At 61.2% G+C, this 15,630-nt stretch carries 20 protein-coding genes and 1 pseudogene; 11 read left to right on the top strand and 10 right to left on the bottom strand.

Features of this window, described 5'->3' with window-relative positions; all coding sequences use genetic code 11:
- A complete protein-coding gene (phnE, locus tag ACSR87_RS18310) occupies nucleotides 1–801 on the top strand; it encodes a phosphonate ABC transporter, permease protein PhnE (RefSeq protein WP_498531626.1) in 801 nt (266 codons plus the stop codon).
- Entirely contained in the window at nucleotides 801–1,595 is a 795-nt protein-coding gene (gene phnE / locus ACSR87_RS18305) for a phosphonate ABC transporter, permease protein PhnE (protein WP_008572575.1), read from the top strand. Before phnE (ACSR87_RS18310) ends, phnE (ACSR87_RS18305) begins: the two co-directional genes overlap by 1 nt.
- Nucleotides 1,596–2,303: 708 nt before the next feature.
- Here phnE (ACSR87_RS18305) and ACSR87_RS18300 read toward each other — a convergent pair.
- The 3 genes and pseudogenes from ACSR87_RS18300 to ACSR87_RS18290 all read right to left on the bottom strand — a co-directional run.
- Nucleotides 2,304–2,502, bottom strand: a pseudogene (locus tag ACSR87_RS18300) (cell division control protein Cdc6); the annotation flags it as partial.
- A 117-nt stretch (nucleotides 2,503–2,619) separates the two neighbouring features.
- Nucleotides 2,620–3,402, bottom strand: a complete 783-nt coding sequence (locus ACSR87_RS18295; RefSeq protein ID WP_498531625.1) for a DUF8054 domain-containing protein — start codon at nucleotides 3,400–3,402, stop codon at nucleotides 2,620–2,622.
- Nucleotides 3,403–3,420: 18 nt separating this feature from the next.
- The gene (locus ACSR87_RS18290; protein ID WP_498531624.1) at nucleotides 3,421–4,341 is read right to left on the bottom strand and encodes a halocin C8-like domain-containing protein; all 921 of its coding nucleotides are present in this window, start codon (nucleotides 4,339–4,341) and stop codon (nucleotides 3,421–3,423) included.
- 219 nt (nucleotides 4,342–4,560) lie between these two features.
- Here ACSR87_RS18290 and ACSR87_RS18285 point away from each other — a divergent pair, with 219 nt between their 5' ends.
- On the top strand, nucleotides 4,561–5,355 hold the full coding sequence (locus tag ACSR87_RS18285; protein WP_498531623.1) for a helix-turn-helix transcriptional regulator: 795 nt from the start codon (nucleotides 4,561–4,563) through the stop codon (nucleotides 5,353–5,355).
- 8 nt (nucleotides 5,356–5,363) lie between these two features.
- On the opposite strand, the gene ACSR87_RS18280 is transcribed toward ACSR87_RS18285, so the two are convergent.
- The 4 genes from ACSR87_RS18280 to ACSR87_RS18265 all read right to left on the bottom strand — a co-directional run bounded on the left by ACSR87_RS18280 (nucleotide 5,364) and on the right by ACSR87_RS18265 (nucleotide 7,525).
- Nucleotides 5,364–5,564 carry a helix-turn-helix transcriptional regulator gene (locus ACSR87_RS18280; protein ID WP_004043228.1) on the bottom strand — a complete coding sequence of 67 codons (201 nt, stop codon included), beginning with the start codon at nucleotides 5,562–5,564 and terminating at the stop codon, nucleotides 5,364–5,366.
- Between the two features lie 5 nt (nucleotides 5,565–5,569).
- Nucleotides 5,570–5,965, bottom strand: coding sequence for a hypothetical protein (locus ACSR87_RS18275; protein ID WP_498531622.1), 396 nt, complete (start codon nucleotides 5,963–5,965; stop codon nucleotides 5,570–5,572).
- 1 nt (nucleotide 5,966) lies between these two features.
- Nucleotides 5,967–6,197 carry a hypothetical protein gene (locus ACSR87_RS18270; protein WP_049897151.1) on the bottom strand — a complete coding sequence of 77 codons (231 nt, stop codon included), beginning with the start codon at nucleotides 6,195–6,197 and terminating at the stop codon, nucleotides 5,967–5,969.
- A gap of 380 nt (nucleotides 6,198–6,577) precedes the next feature.
- The gene (locus ACSR87_RS18265; RefSeq protein WP_498531621.1) at nucleotides 6,578–7,525 is read right to left on the bottom strand and encodes a CPBP family intramembrane glutamic endopeptidase; all 948 of its coding nucleotides are present in this window, start codon (nucleotides 7,523–7,525) and stop codon (nucleotides 6,578–6,580) included.
- Between the two features lie 76 nt (nucleotides 7,526–7,601).
- On the opposite strand from ACSR87_RS18265, the gene ACSR87_RS18260 reads away from it, so the two are divergent.
- From ACSR87_RS18260 to ACSR87_RS18250, 3 genes are read left to right on the top strand one after another with little or no spacing between them, the layout of a single operon-like run.
- On the top strand, nucleotides 7,602–7,946 hold the full coding sequence (locus ACSR87_RS18260; protein WP_498531620.1) for an ArsR/SmtB family transcription factor: 345 nt from the start codon (nucleotides 7,602–7,604) through the stop codon (nucleotides 7,944–7,946).
- A gap of 45 nt (nucleotides 7,947–7,991) precedes the next feature.
- Complete coding sequence (locus ACSR87_RS18255) at nucleotides 7,992–8,276, top strand: hypothetical protein (RefSeq protein WP_498531619.1); 285 nt, start codon at nucleotides 7,992–7,994, stop codon at nucleotides 8,274–8,276.
- Nucleotides 8,273–8,572, top strand: coding sequence for a DUF7521 family protein (locus tag ACSR87_RS18250; RefSeq protein ID WP_498531618.1), 300 nt, complete (start codon nucleotides 8,273–8,275; stop codon nucleotides 8,570–8,572). The genes ACSR87_RS18255 and ACSR87_RS18250 overlap by 4 nt, the downstream gene beginning before the upstream one ends.
- 160 nt (nucleotides 8,573–8,732) lie before the next feature.
- Here the strand turns inward: ACSR87_RS18250 and ACSR87_RS18245 are convergent, their stop codons facing one another.
- Complete coding sequence (locus ACSR87_RS18245) at nucleotides 8,733–9,680, bottom strand: DUF7847 domain-containing protein (protein WP_498531617.1); 948 nt, start codon at nucleotides 9,678–9,680, stop codon at nucleotides 8,733–8,735.
- Between the two features lie 222 nt (nucleotides 9,681–9,902).
- On the opposite strand from ACSR87_RS18245, the gene ACSR87_RS18240 reads away from it, so the two are divergent.
- Both ACSR87_RS18240 and ACSR87_RS18235 read left to right on the top strand, forming a co-directional pair.
- On the top strand, nucleotides 9,903–10,259 hold the full coding sequence (locus tag ACSR87_RS18240; protein WP_498531616.1) for a helix-turn-helix domain-containing protein: 357 nt from the start codon (nucleotides 9,903–9,905) through the stop codon (nucleotides 10,257–10,259).
- A gap of 1 nt (nucleotide 10,260) precedes the next feature.
- The gene (locus tag ACSR87_RS18235; RefSeq protein ID WP_498531615.1) at nucleotides 10,261–10,584 is read left to right on the top strand and encodes a DUF7521 family protein; all 324 of its coding nucleotides are present in this window, start codon (nucleotides 10,261–10,263) and stop codon (nucleotides 10,582–10,584) included.
- A gap of 580 nt (nucleotides 10,585–11,164) precedes the next feature.
- Here ACSR87_RS18235 and ACSR87_RS18230 read toward each other — a convergent pair.
- Complete coding sequence (locus ACSR87_RS18230) at nucleotides 11,165–11,932, bottom strand: DUF7847 domain-containing protein (protein ID WP_498531614.1); 768 nt, start codon at nucleotides 11,930–11,932, stop codon at nucleotides 11,165–11,167.
- Nucleotides 11,933–12,193: 261 nt separating this feature from the next.
- On the bottom strand, nucleotides 12,194–12,901 hold the full coding sequence (locus tag ACSR87_RS18225; protein ID WP_498531613.1) for a DUF8071 domain-containing protein: 708 nt from the start codon (nucleotides 12,899–12,901) through the stop codon (nucleotides 12,194–12,196).
- A gap of 108 nt (nucleotides 12,902–13,009) precedes the next feature.
- On the opposite strand from ACSR87_RS18225, the gene ACSR87_RS18220 reads away from it, so the two are divergent.
- From ACSR87_RS18220 to ACSR87_RS18210, 3 genes are read left to right on the top strand one after another with little or no spacing between them, the layout of a single operon-like run.
- Entirely contained in the window at nucleotides 13,010–13,891 is an 882-nt protein-coding gene (locus ACSR87_RS18220; RefSeq protein ID WP_498531612.1) for an ABC transporter permease, read from the top strand.
- Complete coding sequence (locus ACSR87_RS18215) at nucleotides 13,888–14,643, top strand: ABC transporter ATP-binding protein (RefSeq protein WP_498531611.1); 756 nt, start codon at nucleotides 13,888–13,890, stop codon at nucleotides 14,641–14,643. Before ACSR87_RS18220 ends, ACSR87_RS18215 begins: the two co-directional genes overlap by 4 nt.
- Nucleotides 14,640–15,221, top strand: a complete 582-nt coding sequence (locus ACSR87_RS18210; protein WP_498531610.1) for a DUF8130 domain-containing protein — start codon at nucleotides 14,640–14,642, stop codon at nucleotides 15,219–15,221. The genes ACSR87_RS18215 and ACSR87_RS18210 overlap by 4 nt, the downstream gene beginning before the upstream one ends.
- Nucleotides 15,222–15,630 lie beyond the last annotated feature (409 nt).

The following is a 15,630-nucleotide window of genomic DNA, read 5'->3' as shown; positions in this document are numbered from 1 at the left end:
GTGGCGGCCGGCGAACGAACCTGGGAGCGCCCGACCGTCTTTCGGCGTCGAGAGCTGAAGTGGGCGGTCTACGCCGGCGTTCTCGGCTTCTTCGTGTGGTCGGGGTTCGGAGTCGGTGCCGACCCAGGACGGATCGCACAGGGACTCGGAAGCGCCGTCTCCCTCGTCGGTGATTTCTTCCCCCCGTCTGCGACCCCACGACAGGCCGACCGAATCGTCGGGAAGATGCTCGAAAGCGTCGCGATGGCAATGGTCTCGACGCTCACCGGCATCGTCCTCAGTGTCCCGATTGCGTTCATGGCCGCGGAGAACCTCTCGCCAAAGCCGTTGTACGCGATTAATCGGGGAGTCATCTCAATCTCCAGGGCGTTCAACGCCATCATCATCGCCATCATCGCGGTCAAGGCCATCGGGTTCGGGCCGCTGGCGGGCATCCTCACGATTACGTTCAAGACGGTCGGCTTCTTCTCGAAACTGCTCGCCGAGGACCTCGAAGACATCGACATGGGGTCCGTTGATGCGGTGCGGGCCTCCGGGGCATCGCCGGTTCAGACGCTACTGTACGGGGTCGTCCCGCAGATTATCCCGCGGTTCGCCGGGCTGTCGGTGTATCGGTGGGACATCAACATCCGCACGTCGACTATCATCGGTATCGTCGGCGCAGGTGGAATCGGGTCGGTCCTCCTGACCGCGTTCAACCGTTACGACTACCAGTACGTCACGGCTATTCTGCTGGCCATCATCGCGGTCGTGCTGGTGGCTGAAGGCGTGAGCGCGGTCGTCCGACGGAGGTACAGCTGATGGCGACCGACGAGCGCCGATGGGAACGGTTCGACCGGCGGCGGCGAATCAGCCGCTTCGTCCTCACGTTGGTTGCCGCCGTCGCCGTGGTCGGGTCGTGGCAGTTCATGGACATCGGCATCGTCAGACCGGACACGATTCCTCGGGAGGTAGCCGACCTCCTCACCCGAATGTACCCGCCGGATGTGGCGTACACCACTCGCATCGTCGAACCGCTGGTCGAGACGATTCAGATCGCCGCGCTTGGGACCATCGGGGCGCTGGTACTCTCAGTCCCGGTGGCGCTGCTCGCCGCCGAGAACACGACTCCGAACGCCGTGACCTTCTGGCTCGGAAAGCTCATCGTGACCGTGAGTCGGTCGGTGAACACCATCATCTGGGCGCTGTTCTTCGTCGTCATGTTCGGGTCGGGACCCCTGGCGGGCGCGGTCGCCATCGCGTTCCGCTCGGTCGGGTTCCTTGGGAAACTGCTGGGCGAAGAAATCGAGGAAATCGACTTCGGCCAAGTGGAAGCGGTCCGTGCGGCCGGCGCGTCTTCGGTGCAGGTGTTGCTCTACGGCATCCTTCCGCAGGTGAAACCCGCGTTGGTCGGGCTCTCGATTTACCGGTGGGATATCAATATCCGCGACTCGACCGTACTCGGGTTCGTCGGCGCGGGCGGAATCGGCGTCCAACTGTTCCGAGCGGTCAACGCGTTCGCGTGGCAATCGGTCGCGACAGTGCTGCTCGTCATCCTCGGCGTGGTCGTCGCGACCGAGAGCCTCTCGGCGTACACGAGGGCACTCGTCCGGTGACGGGCGAGACTCCCCGTCGTCCTGTTCGCTGTGGACGGCGTAATGGAGAGCCACGCCGCCGACGCCGCCAGACGAGGCAGTACTGAAACGGAGTCTCCACACCTCTCCCCGTTCGCGTTTGTCCATCGTTGCCTGCCGGATGCACCGTCCGGGACCCGTTTGCTCTCGTTTTGTGCCCCTCAGTCGTGGTTTGTACGGAGCCTGATCCGTTGTTACCCTTCCCTGACGTGGCGAACTCCGTACTCCGCTCCACCCACGACAAGAGCCAGTCCGACGACGATAACCCATCCAGTCAGATACCACCCGAAGGGTGTTGGACCAACAGGGGTCGGAGTAATAGGCGGGGAAACATACACAGACTAGGTTTCATACGCCGAGACAGTACGACGCACCCCGACATTTGGTATAGCGATATATAATTCATCACCTGAACTCGCAGACCTGCCGATATTTTGCTAATCCTCGTTGTCTCTGGACGACAATGAGGTAATCGAAAATAGTAATTCGTTGTCACATTTACGCTAACTCCGAAAACCTTGGTTCTTAGAACGAGTCACTAACGAGCGACGCTTGTTTCCGTGCGATGAGTTGCTCGACCGGTCGGGAGGTTCGAGCTGTGACTTACCTTTGTAGGCTGTCGGTTTTCGCTACCGGACTGTCTGTGAGCGGCTTTTCTGGAATCGGATAGTCGATTTCAGCTTACTGGCACGTCAAGTCGGTACTGTTCCCGATGAGGCCCAGTTGGCCGTCGATGTAGCCGTTGTTGTCGGTACGGACAATCCGGCAGGGGAACGTGTACGTGGTCAATCTCGTCGAGAACGATAATCACGGTCCCGAGAGCTTGTTGAGTGTTGTTGAGTGCATCCCAGAGAAGACGACGGACCTCGAATTGGGGACGACCGATTTCGGTGGATAGTGTTCGAGTCACACGGTCGGCCCACGAGAGGAAATAAACGGTCGAGTTTGGGGGACGGCTGTCGCGTCGCGTCCTGGTCGACGAGGTGACTCGCGCTGTCCGCGAGAGTTAGCGACGTAGTTCCACCAGTGACTCGTCACACTGCGGGCACGTGAGTCGCTCGACGGTCACGGACGCACAACACGTCTCGTGAGTCACCTGCTCGTATTCGGTCGGTTCGTCACACCGAAGACAGCGGTCAACCGTTGCGCGGACGCTTCGGAGGAGGGCGGCGATTTCGTCCGGCGGACGTTCGTTCCACCCAGTATATTGCTCCGAGAGAACCGCTTTCGCCCGAAGGTCCGCGTCAAGCGCAAGCGAGGACGGCCACGCTGCGATAGGGTCGCCGTCGTCCGAAAGCGTGTAGCGACCCTGCTGGCTGGTGAACGAGCCGTCGGTCGGAGGGAGTTCGAGGACGTCGCGTGCGAGCGAAGCCGATGGCGACTGCGGCGGGTCAACCGCGGCCAGCGACGCTTTGAACTCCGGGTCGAGAGCGAAGTCTCCATCCGAGGACTCGCGTAAAAGCCCCTGCGAGAGAAGCCATGCGTCGGTGCTCTCCTCGCGTGACACCGTCAGCGGCTGCTTGCCGAACCACGCGAGGAGCCGTGACGGCAGGTAGCGCTTTGTCAGTTCCGGCGTGCCCGGAACGAGGTAGCCTCGAAAGTACACCGTCGCGAGCGCCCCGGTCAACGCCACAAGGGCCGCGACACCGGACAGCGGAATCAAGACGACCGCGACGAGTGCCGAGAGAGCAACGTTCACCGCCGTACAGGCCCAACACCGATTCGAGCCAGTGTACTCGTCTCGACGCAGTCGGCTACCGAGGTCGTTCGTAACGCGGGATAGAGGCACGTATGTCACTGCCCCTACTTAGCACCAGTTCGTCCGGTCAGCACAGACCTCTTCAGCGACGGCTTCGCCGCATCCGGAGAGGGCGTCGGCCACGTCGCAGATGATACCGACGAAGCCGACACAGGTCAGGCCGGCGATGGGGACTGCAATCCCGGTGAGCCCGCAGATGAACGCGCCGGTCGCCGCGCAGCCGACGCTACAAGTGAGGCCGACGGCGAACCCACAGGCGTAACAGCCGTCGACATCGACGTCGTCGTCGAGGAGGTCCCACGCGAGGTTCGTCAGGTCACTCCCCGTGGTGAACCCGTCGTAAATCTCGTCGATGACGGCGTTCGTGTCGACGTTGTTGACGGCCCGCCGAGTCGCATCGGCATCGAGGTCGAGTTCGGTAGCCACCAAGCCATCGGAGCTGTGTGCGGCGGACACCGTCTGTTCACCAGCCCCGGCGTCGAATCGCTCGATACGGGTGGTGAATCCGTCTTTCGTCTTGTGCGTGTAATCGAGAACGCTCAGAATGAGCGAACCCGACGTGGCGTCTTCGGCGAGCACGACGGCGGCTTCGGCGTCGTCGTTCGGGTGCTTGACCGGGTACTCGACGACGTACCGGTGAATCTTCTCGCCGTCCGGCGCGTCGTCGGCGGCGACCTCGACTTCGCCGACGGTGACCGACTCGCCGCGAGACACCGTCCCGTCACGGGACTTCGCCTTCGCTTCGAGACGGTCGAACTCGTCGCTCTTCGCCAACCGAGTCGCCACTTTCGCCTCGGCTTTGCCGTCGAGAATGCTGATGTTCTCGGCAGCGACGGCGTTCCCGGCGGCGACAGGGGACAACGCGAGCCCCGTCCCGACCGCGCCGGCGCGACGAACGAAACTGCGTCGGTTGAGTCCGCTCGTCTCCTGTTCGTTACTGTCGTGTTCGTTGTCGTTAGCTCGGGTCATCGTGTTACCCAATCGACACCATGGGAGGGACACACATTGCGTCATGGACCGTTAGAGAGCCGCACCGACTGCGGTCGCCGCGCACGAGGTGACGTAACGACACAGCAACTGCACGAATCCGTCGCGCTCTGCGGAGACGGTGCAGTTCGGAAGTGGTGACTGTAATCCGGATTTCAGTCAACAGAAATGTCAAGTAATGAAGGTCAAAAGTTGTCGGTGATGCCGTCTCCAACCACCGAAGAGATAATCGACCTCGTCACCCGCCGGTGGGACGTCTTAGAGTCGCTTTCGGATCGCGCATTATCCAAGCCGGAATTAGAGGTGACGCTTGGGGTCTCTCGTTCGACGGTGGACCGGGCAATCGGTGAACTCGAAGCGGCGTCGATGGTCGTCCGCGACCCGTCGAGCGGCTACCGGCTGACGGAGCTCGGTCAGCCGGTGTATCGGCTGTGCAAACGGACTCGACGGTGTCTCGATGCCGTGACCGAAGCGTACTCCCTCGGGTCGGAAGTTCCATCAGGCGCGAACGGCGAGCTACCGATGTACGACGGGGCGACGCTCGTGTCCTCGGAGCCGCACGTTCCGGACAAGCCACTGCAACATCTCCTCGACACGATGCGCGAGGCGGAGTCGCTACGCGGCTACACCCCGGTCGTGTTACAACAGTACGTCGAGGTGTGCCACGAGCACGCCACGCGCCGAGAGGCCGATGTCGAACTCGTCGTGCCTCCGCAAGTCCATCAGTGCCTGCGGACGACGTATCCTGACGAGTACCGACGCGCGCGTCGGGCCTCATGCGTCCGCCTCCACGAAACGTCGGCCTCGCTGCCGTTCGGACTGCTCCTGTTCGGTGAGGGGGCGGACCGGACGTGCGCGCTCGTGTCGTACTCGAAGGCCGGTGCGACGGGCGTGCTGTTCAACGATACGGCCTCGGCGATTGGTTGGGCGACGCAGACGTACCGCGAGCTCAAGGCCGATTCGACCCCGGTCGACCAGCCGAAAGCGACGCAGTAACCGTGCGCTCATCCGTCGAACTCCGGTGTAAACAGCTCTTCGACGGAACAATCGAAATAGCGCGCGAGCTTGAACGCGAGTTCGAGCGACGGGTCGTACCGCGAGTGTTCGATGGCGTAGATGGTCTGTCGGCTGACGCCGACCGCAGTCGCCAGTTCCTCTTGAGTGATGTGTTCTTCGGCCCGCTTCACTCGGATGTCGTTCTCCATCGGTGTCAGACGCGCTGTCGGAACTCGGTCGCGCCGAGGACACAGAACATCGTCCCGAGACCTGCGACCGCGAGGAAGGTGACTGCGCTCGGGACCGGCCGGGTACTGAGGGCGTACGACGCGAACACGCCGACTAACGACGCGAGCATGACTCCGCCGGTCGTACTGAGCGCGCGGTCGATGTTGCGCACGTCGCGTTCGTCGACCACGCTGTCGGAGGACGACCCGCTTCGAACCGCGTATCCGACGTTCGCGAAGACGGCGATGACCGCGGGAACGACGACTAACGCACCGACTGAGGGTGAGGGTTCCGCACCGAGAAAGGGAGAGACAACCGCCGACAGGAGCGCCGGAACGACGAACAGCAGGAAACTGTACGTCGGTGGGAGCCACCGCGACATCTCACCGCCCCCCACTTCCGAACTCGCTCGACAGGATTCCGGGGAGGTCGGTCAGCCAACTGACGACCGCACAGACGATCATCACGCCGACAGCGGCCATATAGCCCCACACCGTAACCGTGTCGAGCACAAAGTCGATTGCGACGAATCCAGAGAGGATGACGGCGCCGCTGACCGCCGCCGCGACGACGACGAGCAGCGCACCATAAGCGCGCACCGGACTGTTTACCATACGAAAAACGTGTGCCTCCAACAACATAAATGTAAAGGAAGCTTTGCATAATGTCAAGCGGACACGTCACCTGCTCGATGACGACGGCAGTCACAGCGGCGACTCTCGTCGGGTTCGAAATCCCGACAGACTACCCGATACGAATCCGATGAGTCGCCAGACTGCGGTTGATTTGGCTCTGTTGCGGCACGGTTGGCGTTATGAGCGACGCAGTTCAAGACGAGTTCGCGAAATTCTCGGTCGGATGCCGTCGCGGCTCCAGCCGAGAGTACTAGATGGGGCGGTACCACCGTTGAGAGTACGAGACGGGATGGTGCCACCGTCGTGCGTCCTCTCAGATGCCGCGGTCGTGCATCATATCGAGGTTAGAGTCCACCGAGTCACGCGTTGCTTATTTGTAACGTCCCGTCCCGCCAGCGGATATACGCGAGAAGCAAGAGACCACCGAGAATCACGAAGGAGACACGGACGAGCCCCTCTTCGCCGATCAATGTATCCGGGCCAGCGAGATCGAGAACGACGAGTTCGGGCGTGACTTGTGAGACGCCGAGTCCGAGGAGACCCTGTGAGAAGTTGTAGAACACGTGAAAGCCGATTGGAAGTGCGAGGTCGCCGGTGAGCGCGTACGTCCCCCCGAGTACGAGACCCGCAATCGCGTAGTAGCCGTACTGACTGACGTGGGTGACCTTCCCAGCGTGTAGCGCCGCGAAAACGAGCGTACTGAGCAGGACAGCCAGAAGGGCTGCCGGCTTCCGTCCCACATATCCAGCCCCGCCTTCCGCGAGGTTTTTCAACATGGTCGCTCGGAAAATGAACTCCTCCCAGATTGCTGCGACAGCGATCAACGCAAACGTGACGACCACCGCCGGAACGAACGGGAGTACACCGGAAGTTTCGGTGAAGCCTGTCACGAACGCCCAGCCGGCGTAAATCGACACAAGGAGCTCCCCGGCGTTGACTGAGATTCCTATCACGCTCCCGACGGCGACCGCCGTCCACCAATCGCGGTCGAGCGACAGGCCGTAGTCGACGACCGGTCGTCGGTCGATGAGCCTCGCGGCGACGAGGAGTCCACCAGCGAGAACGACTGTCAAGCCGAGCAGTTCGAGCAACTCGCGAATCGGATGCTCGAACCGGGCTCGAACCGCCGTCTGGATAACTGCAAGTGCCGGAAACGTTAGGACGAGCGGGAGCAGAGCCCGGAACGGGGCCCGAAGTCGTCGATCGTCGTGGTTCCAAACCGGCCAAGTAAGCCAGTAACGGACCCGCCACGGAGTCCTCTCTTGGGGTTTTGTGGGGGGCATACTCGACTGGAAGAGCGGTATCACGGTAGCACCCCGGTATCGGCTTCCGATCCAGAAGTCGGGAGGGATTTTTATGTGCCACCGTTTGCAGAGGGACAATATGGACGAGGACGGCGACGATGAACTCCTCGCGTTGCTCGACGACGAGTACGCGCGAGCTATCCTCGTCGAACTCACCACTGAACCGATGTCCGCCTCCGAGCTCTGTACGGCCTGTGAGATGTCCGATCCGACCGCGTACCGTCGCCTCGACCGATTGCGGGAGGCCGGCCTCGTGGCCGAAGCACAGACGGTCGATCCCGATGGCCACCACTACAAACGATACGTGGCGACCGTCGACGAAGTGTCGGTCACGTTCGAGGACGGTTCGTACGAGGTGACTGTGACGAGATCTGCGAAGAACCCAGCCGACCGATTCACCGACCTGTTCGAGGGGTTGTCCTGAATGCTGGGTGTACTGTTACAACTCCGCTCGCCGTCGGCTGACCCGGTGATTGCACTCGCCGTCATCGGGCTAACCGTCCTATCGATTAGTCTGTCGGTCGTCATCGCGATCGTTCTCTTTCGCGGCTATCGTCGGGGGCCAGGACAGTCCGGGATGCTCTACCTCGCGCTCGGCCTGATTCTGCTCACGACTGTTCCGGAGCTCCTTCGGGTCGGATTACCAACCCTCACAAGTGTGGGCCCCATCGGTCGTACCGCATTCGTGAGCGGGTGCGAACTCGCCGGGTTAGGGGTCATCCTCTGGACCGTCTACGGAGGTGGGTCGAAATGACGGGCCTCCCGGAGACAGCGGCGCTTTCCCCCGAGAGTATCGTCTGGCTGTCGCGGGGAGTGACTGCGCTCGTTGGGCTCTTCGTTTCGATTCTGGCGTATCGTGGCTTCAGGCGAAACGACGCTGCAAAAATGCGCTCGCTCGCCGTCGGAATCGGTCTCCTAACGACAGGCGTGTTCCTCACAGTGACCGTCGCCAATTTTGCAGGTGCCAGTACAGGAAGTATCCTACTCGCACGGGGGCTCGTGACCACGGCTGGCCTCTGTGTCGTGCTATTGGCTCTTCTGTATCAATAGCTCAGGCTGGAAACGACTCCCGAGAACAAGTCAGCCGACTGCGCCACGGCTCTTGCAGGTCGTTCGTCACTCGTACTTGGAGCCGCCTCGAATCAAACGACGGCGTATATCGCACACTCGACGGCTCGAACAACCGCTCGTCGAGACGTTCGCTATCAGCTCATTCGACAGCGTTCCTCGCTGCTCCCTCGCCAGAGTGCTGTGAATCCGCTGCCCCATCAGCCCAGTAGTCGGCTAGCGGACCGTCAACACCGGTGAGTTGAATCCACGCCTGCGAAGTAATCCCGAGAATGACGATCGAGATGATCGACGATTCCACCGAGAGTGCCGTCTGAGTGAGTAAGAAGGTCGGTGAACCGAACGTCGCATCCGGCATGACCTGTCCGAGAAGCAGACTGAACGCCATATTGATTCCGTAGGGAACGATGAGGGCGGCACCCAGTCGGAGGCGGTTCCCAGCGACGGTGCGCCAACTTTGGACGAACGCCGTCGTGACCGTCGCATCGCGAACGGCGATTTCTTGCTCGACAAACGCAAACGTCAGCAGGACGAACCCGACTGGCAGCAGACCCACCAGTATCGCTGGAACGACGAGGAGAGGTGTGTACCACGCACCGACGAGCGTCGTGCGCAGTGATTCGGGAAGCACGGCGAAGACCCCGACCGTCCCGAGAGTGACGACGATCACAACGAGGAAGATCAGAACGAACATGGCCAGTACCCTGAGTAACGTGGCGATGAACAGTCGCAGCGTCGCCCAGCCAAGATTTCGGAACACAAGCTGTTCCGGGAGGTGACCGCGCCCGTCGTCGACGAGCGAACGAACCGCAACGATCTGTATCGGTACCGTCAGTACGCCGCCAGTGAGCCCGCCGAGGAGTGCGGCGCTCGCTGAGACCAGCGACGGGAGGGCCGTCCCGGGTGCCGGCGTCCCTGGTGGTGACGCCGCTCCGGCCATCCCGAGCGGGACGTACGTGGTCGCCAACACCCAGACAAACGCGCTTTGGAGAACAGCTGCAACGAAAAACGTCGTCATGAGGAGGACGCCATTTCGCGTGAGAACGCGTCCGAGTCCGTCGGACACAGTCTGTCGAACGTGGAGGACCATGCACCGCGCTTCTCCGTCCCGTGAGTTCAAACCCACGGGTGCTTTTCCGGTTCGGAAAATATCGCGTGCGGGGGAAGGAGGCCCATTCTGGGGGCCTAACGAATGACAGGAGGACCGATACGGAGACCGGCAGGTGGGACGATGGCAGCGAGACGCTAAAGTGGGGCCGTCGACTTTCTGGTCTGGAAAAAGAGTAGAGGGTATTAATTGCTCCGCCCTGAAGTGTTCGACGTGAGTGAGGAGCCCTCCGCCGAGGAAATCTTCGCGCTCCTCGATGACGAGTACGCGCGTGCGATCCTCGCTCAGACGAGCATCGAACCGATGTCCGCCAAAACCTTGAGCGATCGATGTGATGCCTCCCTACCCACGATATACCGGCGCACGGAGCGGCTCATCGACTGTGACTTACTCGCAGAACGGACCGAAATCGGTGAAAGTGGCCACCATTACAGCGTCTTCGAGGCGCGACTCGACAGTCTTACCGTCGAAGTGGACGAGGGAGACATCTCAGTGAGTCTCGACACGGGGCGGGCCGAAGACCCGGCCGACCGCTTCACCGACCTCTGGGAGGGAATCTGAAATGGTTCAACCCAGCATGGACCTGTACGTGAACTACCTCGTGTTGCTGGCGGTGACGCTACTGGCGTTGGTTCTCAGCCTTGCCATCGTTTTTCAAGCCTACCGCGGATACCGACGCAATCGAAGCCAGCCGATGCTGTGGCTCGCGGTTGGACTGGTCCTCCTCACGGTCGTGCCGTTCGTGATATCGTTGACGGTCGCATCGGCCGGAACCGCGCTCGGGTTCGGCCCGGTTGTGTACGCGTACTACGTCCCCATATTGAACAGACTCATCGAAGTCGTCGGACTGGCCTGTATCCTCTATTCGCTTTATAGCCGACCCTGAACCACTGCTATCGCTTCGAGTTCCGCTCGATAGTGCCGTCATCCCGGAACTGTGGCGTCGTTGTATCCATCGACAGGTGATAGCGCCCGGAGGTCGTCCGACAGACCGGAAACGTCTCTCTTGAGGGAGTTGTCTCAATTCTCCGATAAGGAGACATCAGTCAGTAACGGAGGTTCGTCGTTCAGGTCGACCGCTCGTTCGAAGCGACAATCCGCTGGAATCAGAAGTACAAGATAGGGCTCTCCTTGCCGTCGGGTCGTCGCTTGAACGCTCGTACTGCTCCGCACTCGCGTCACGCCGCCCTCGATAAGAGAGCCAGACGACCACGGTCAACGGAACGAACACGATCGCAACGGTAGCCGCCGGTAGAACGGAAACGAAGAGAGCGAACACCGTCCATGAACTGATAGCGTCGCAGGACACGGAGGAAGTGCGTTCGTCGCAATAGACAGGGGCCAATGCGCGCGTTCGAGATAGGAAATCCGTCGAAACCGCTACGCTGAGAAGATCAATAATCTGTTCCACCAGACGGGAACAGAGTGCTTGCGGGCGAACGAACGACTGCGTAGTGCGCCGTGGTTCACCCGGTCAGTTCGTCGTAGACGGCGACGGAGAACGTGAGCATGAACGCCGACGCGACGCTACCGATGACCGCCGCGAGGAGACCCACGACGACGAGGAGGGGCGTCGAGAGCGTCGGCAGACCGGCCGCCGAGGCGGCGTCGGCGCTAGCCAAGAGCGAGACGCCGGCGTAGACACCACCGGAAAGCGCGCCGATGACCAGTGCGAGAAGCAGGTACCCGGCCGTCGCCAGAAGGTTCCCCCGGACCACGCGGTAACTCCGCTTGAACGAGTCGATTGCGGACGCACCGTCGATGACGATGGCCTGGCCGTAGAACTGGACGAAGAACGCCACGACGAGATACAGGAGTCCCGCAATGGCCGCCAAACCGATAAACACCGTCCCGATGGAGCCGTGAGTCAGGAACGCCCCGAAGCCGGCCGCGACACCGACTGCACCGATGACGCCGTTGACGACGAGCAAGAGGACGTAGGCGATCAGCAACGAGAGATAGTTGGCCTTCCCGTCGGCGACGAAACGGGAGAGCGAGCTACGGGTGGTCAGGGCCTCGTCGGCCATCCCGAACATGCCGCCCTGGATGAAGGGCGTCACGAGGAGGAGAACCGCGGAGATACCCAGCGAGTAGAACGTCGAGACGAGTGGATACGACGACTGCAACAGCAGCTGGGGTACTAGCAGCGCGAACACGATCAGTTGTGGGACCAACAGACCCGGAGCACGCTTGAGCGCACCCGGTGTCCGTCGGAGGGCTTGGAGGACTCCCATGGATGAGAAAAAGAGGCCCGATGGTATAACCGCCGACGCTGGTTTTCTGGCTCGGAAAATAAGTCATCAGTGCCGTTGTTTCGGGGGAGGAGAGCGCCACCGAGGAGGAAGGTGAACGGTCTCGACGTGAATTCCGTCAATGAGACGGCTCATTGGAGAGGTCACTCACGGAGACGTTCCCGGCCCCGAATCAGCGTCCGTGGGCATTCACTATCGCCTCCTGATTAAGAGAAACTCTGGCCGTGAATCGCTCAGCTCGTTTCATACCCCTGAAACCCCAGACTGTCCATCGTTGGGGCGGAAGAGACGGCCGATTCGTCGGGCTAGAGTGCCGAGGGCGAATCCAAGGATTCCGATGGGGATACCCCAGAGTAGTGCGAGGAACAGCGCAGTTGCGAGCGTCTCGACGGCACCGACTGTCTCGAAGTGCATCGCCGTCGTGCCGAAAAGCCGATGAAGGTTACTCGGTGAGAAGTGCGCAATCGGCAGTCCGTATCTCGAGAGACCAATCCCGAAGATGGGGCCCATCACGAGAGCTATCGTCGGCACCAACCCCGAGTTTTTCGTCGAGAGGATTGTCGCGAGCGCCACGAGCGTAATCAACCCGAGGAGGGCGACAGCAGTGGGTCCAGTGGTGCTCCAGAGACCTGCAACCCACTGACTGAGGCTGTGGGTGTCACCGATGAGGACGTGCTCGACGTGGCGATACCCATACGTACTCCAAATCAGGAGACCGACAACACTCGCGGTTATCGGTGCCGATAGAACTGCGATAAGCGAAGTCGTTCGGTGTCGTCCGACGATTCCCGTCCAAATCCGTTCAACCGATGGATAGGAGGTTACGACTGCGCTGAACACGGCGTACAGCACCGAAAGCGCGGCGACAAGATGTTTGAACGCGGCGACCATGTGGCTGCGTGCTGTTCGTTCAGATGGGTTTCTCGGAGGGTCGTCATTGCGGGGGGACACGGCGGCAAAACGCGTTCAAAGAAGTAAAAATCTTATTCCGCTTCGGAGCCGGGCCCCCGATACATCGAACAAACAGGATTTTTGTGACGGCTTCGTGTCTCTCTAGTCATGCGGTGGTCCCCGCTTGCACGCAGCGAATACCGGACAGTGCTCACCTCCAAGGGGGCGTGGATACTCGCGCTCGTTGTCGTCCTCTGGGGGTTCCGACCGACATACGCCGGGTGGGACGCAGTCGGGCGAAACATCACCATCGGGTACGTCCAGATCGGCGTCGATCTGTTCCTCCCCATCGGTGCCCTCCTCCTGTCGTATCAGTCGCTCATCAATGAACGAACCACGGGCAGTATCAAGTTCCTCCTCGGGTTGCCGCTGACGCGGACGCAGATTCTCCTCGGGAAGACGGGTGGCCGGTTCGTGGGCGTCGGGACGGCGGCCGTCGCGGCGACGCTCGTTCTCGCCGCTATCGGCCTCATCGAACACGGCACGTTCGCGCTGCTTCCCTTCCTCGGGACGCTCGTCGCGACGCTGTTATTCGCCGGAGTGATGGTCGCAATCGGCGTCTTCGTCTCGACGGTCGCCCGGCGGACCGTGACCGCTGCGACGGGAGTGTTCGCGTACTTCCTCGCGACGGTGTTCTGGAGTCGGATCGTCACGTCGCTCTATACGGCCGTCACCGGCGTTCCGGTCGACCCATACGACGCGCCGGCGAGCGGGCCACTATTTCTCGCGCTCAGACTGACCCCCGACGGCGCGTACAACGTTCTGACGAACTGGTTTCTCGGCGTCGGCAACTCGACGGAGCTATTCCACATCGTCTACACCAAACTCGAACCGGGGGTTTCGGTGAACGCCTTCGTCGTCGAAGCGGCGTTCGACGGCGGTGGCCCGTGGTACCTCCATCCCGCACTGAGCCTGGTCGTCCTACTCGTCTGGGTGGTAGTGCCAGTGGCCCTCGCCCGACGTGCGTTCACCCGGGGTGACGCGCTATGAACTCGGCGGAGCCCGCAATCGAACTCGAAACGGTGACCAAGAAGTACGGCGACGTTCGCGCCGTCGACAGCCTCGACCTCGTGGTCGAGCGCGGCGAAACGTACGGATTTCTCGGCCCGAACGGCGCTGGGAAATCGACGACGATCGGTCTGTTGCTCGATTATCTCCGACCGACTTCGGGAACGGTTCGCGTCCTCGGCCACGACCCACGACGCGATGTCGTGGAGGTTCACGACCGCGTAGGGGTGCTTCCGGACCGATTCGGCCTCTACGAGGACCGTTCCGCACGTCAGCACGTCGCCCTCATCGCAGAGACGAAGCGGGCCGGCGACGACCCGGAGAACCTCCTCGAACGCGTCGGACTCGGTGATGCCGTCGACGACGAGGTGGGTGGCTTCTCCAGTGGAATGGAACAACGGTTGGCGCTCGCGATGGCGCTCGTCGGCGACCCGGACCTGCTCATCTTGGACGAGCCGTTCAGCGGGGTCGACCCACACGGCGTCCGACGCGTCCGGGAAATCGTCCGCGAGGAGAACGAGCGTGGTGCGACCGTGTTCTTCTCCAGTCACGTTCTCGGGCAGGTCGAACTCGTCTGTGACCGGATCGGCGTCCTCCACGGGGGACAGTTGGTCGCCGAGGGAACGCTCAACGACCTCCGAGCACGGACTGCATCACCCAACGACGCGACGATGGAAGACGTGTTCGTCGAACTCACCGACGCCCGTGTCGACGACGGGGGTGACCGGCGATGAAGCGTCGGACGTTCGTGACCGCGAGCACACTGTCGGTCGCTGGTCTCTCCGGGTGTCTGGGTGATACCGAGTATCGAATCGCCAGCACGGCTGTGGAGACGTCTCTGGAAGGGCTCTCGCTGTCAGTGGACCTCGCGGTCGCTGACGCGACGATCGAACATCCTGCGGCGCTCACGCTCTCGCTGGAGAACACGGCCGACAACCCGATTCGAATCCGGAGCTACGGCGTCTGGCCGTTCGGCGTACTCGCACTCGCACCCTCGCTGACGCCAGGCGAAGACACGTGGAAGACGACGCTGTTCTCCCCGTCGTACGAGGCTAGCACCCGCGTCGAAGTCGGTCGCGGCGGGTCATCACTATCGCTGGACGGGACGCCGATAACCCGGCCGCTCGATGCCGGTGAGAGCGTCAGCAGGCGATACGAACTCCGCGGCGACGACCTCTCGGGTGCGGGGACGAAATACGTCATCGATCGGTTCGAGCGCAAAGCGACACGGTACGCGACGGGTGACGACTGGAATGCACTCGATTACCGGCTCCGTCTCAGTATCGACGAGAAGAGACGGTTGCCGTTCTAGCTGAGAGGGAATCATAGCGCAGTTCGGCTTCGTCGGATTCCTCGAAAGGGAAGTCACGTGAATTTTCGAGATTATTTTGCATAGATAGTGCAATACTCTAGCTTCAATACCCCACATCACCATCAGGCCATATTTTATAAATAAAACAATACTAGACAGCTCAGAGTGGTTCAGCAGTGAGCAGACAGCTGATTCGTTCAAACGAGTACATCGCGAGTAGCTCGCATTGATATCGTCTGAGTTCCATTAGGTTTGAGTAATCTGATTGTCCACATATATATTGAATATCCCACATTTAGTGGCCAAAATATCTCAAGATGTGTTGTTATAGTACGTGCGCCCTCCTTCTGGAAATCACCACAACGTTGTGCGACCTCATTGGGCCTCGCAGAGTATATTGTATGATTGT

This window comes from Haloferax sp. SDI50 (assembly GCF_059802635.1).
Note: the sequence above shows the minus strand (reverse complement) of the source record. Positions and strands in the feature narration are given on the sequence as shown.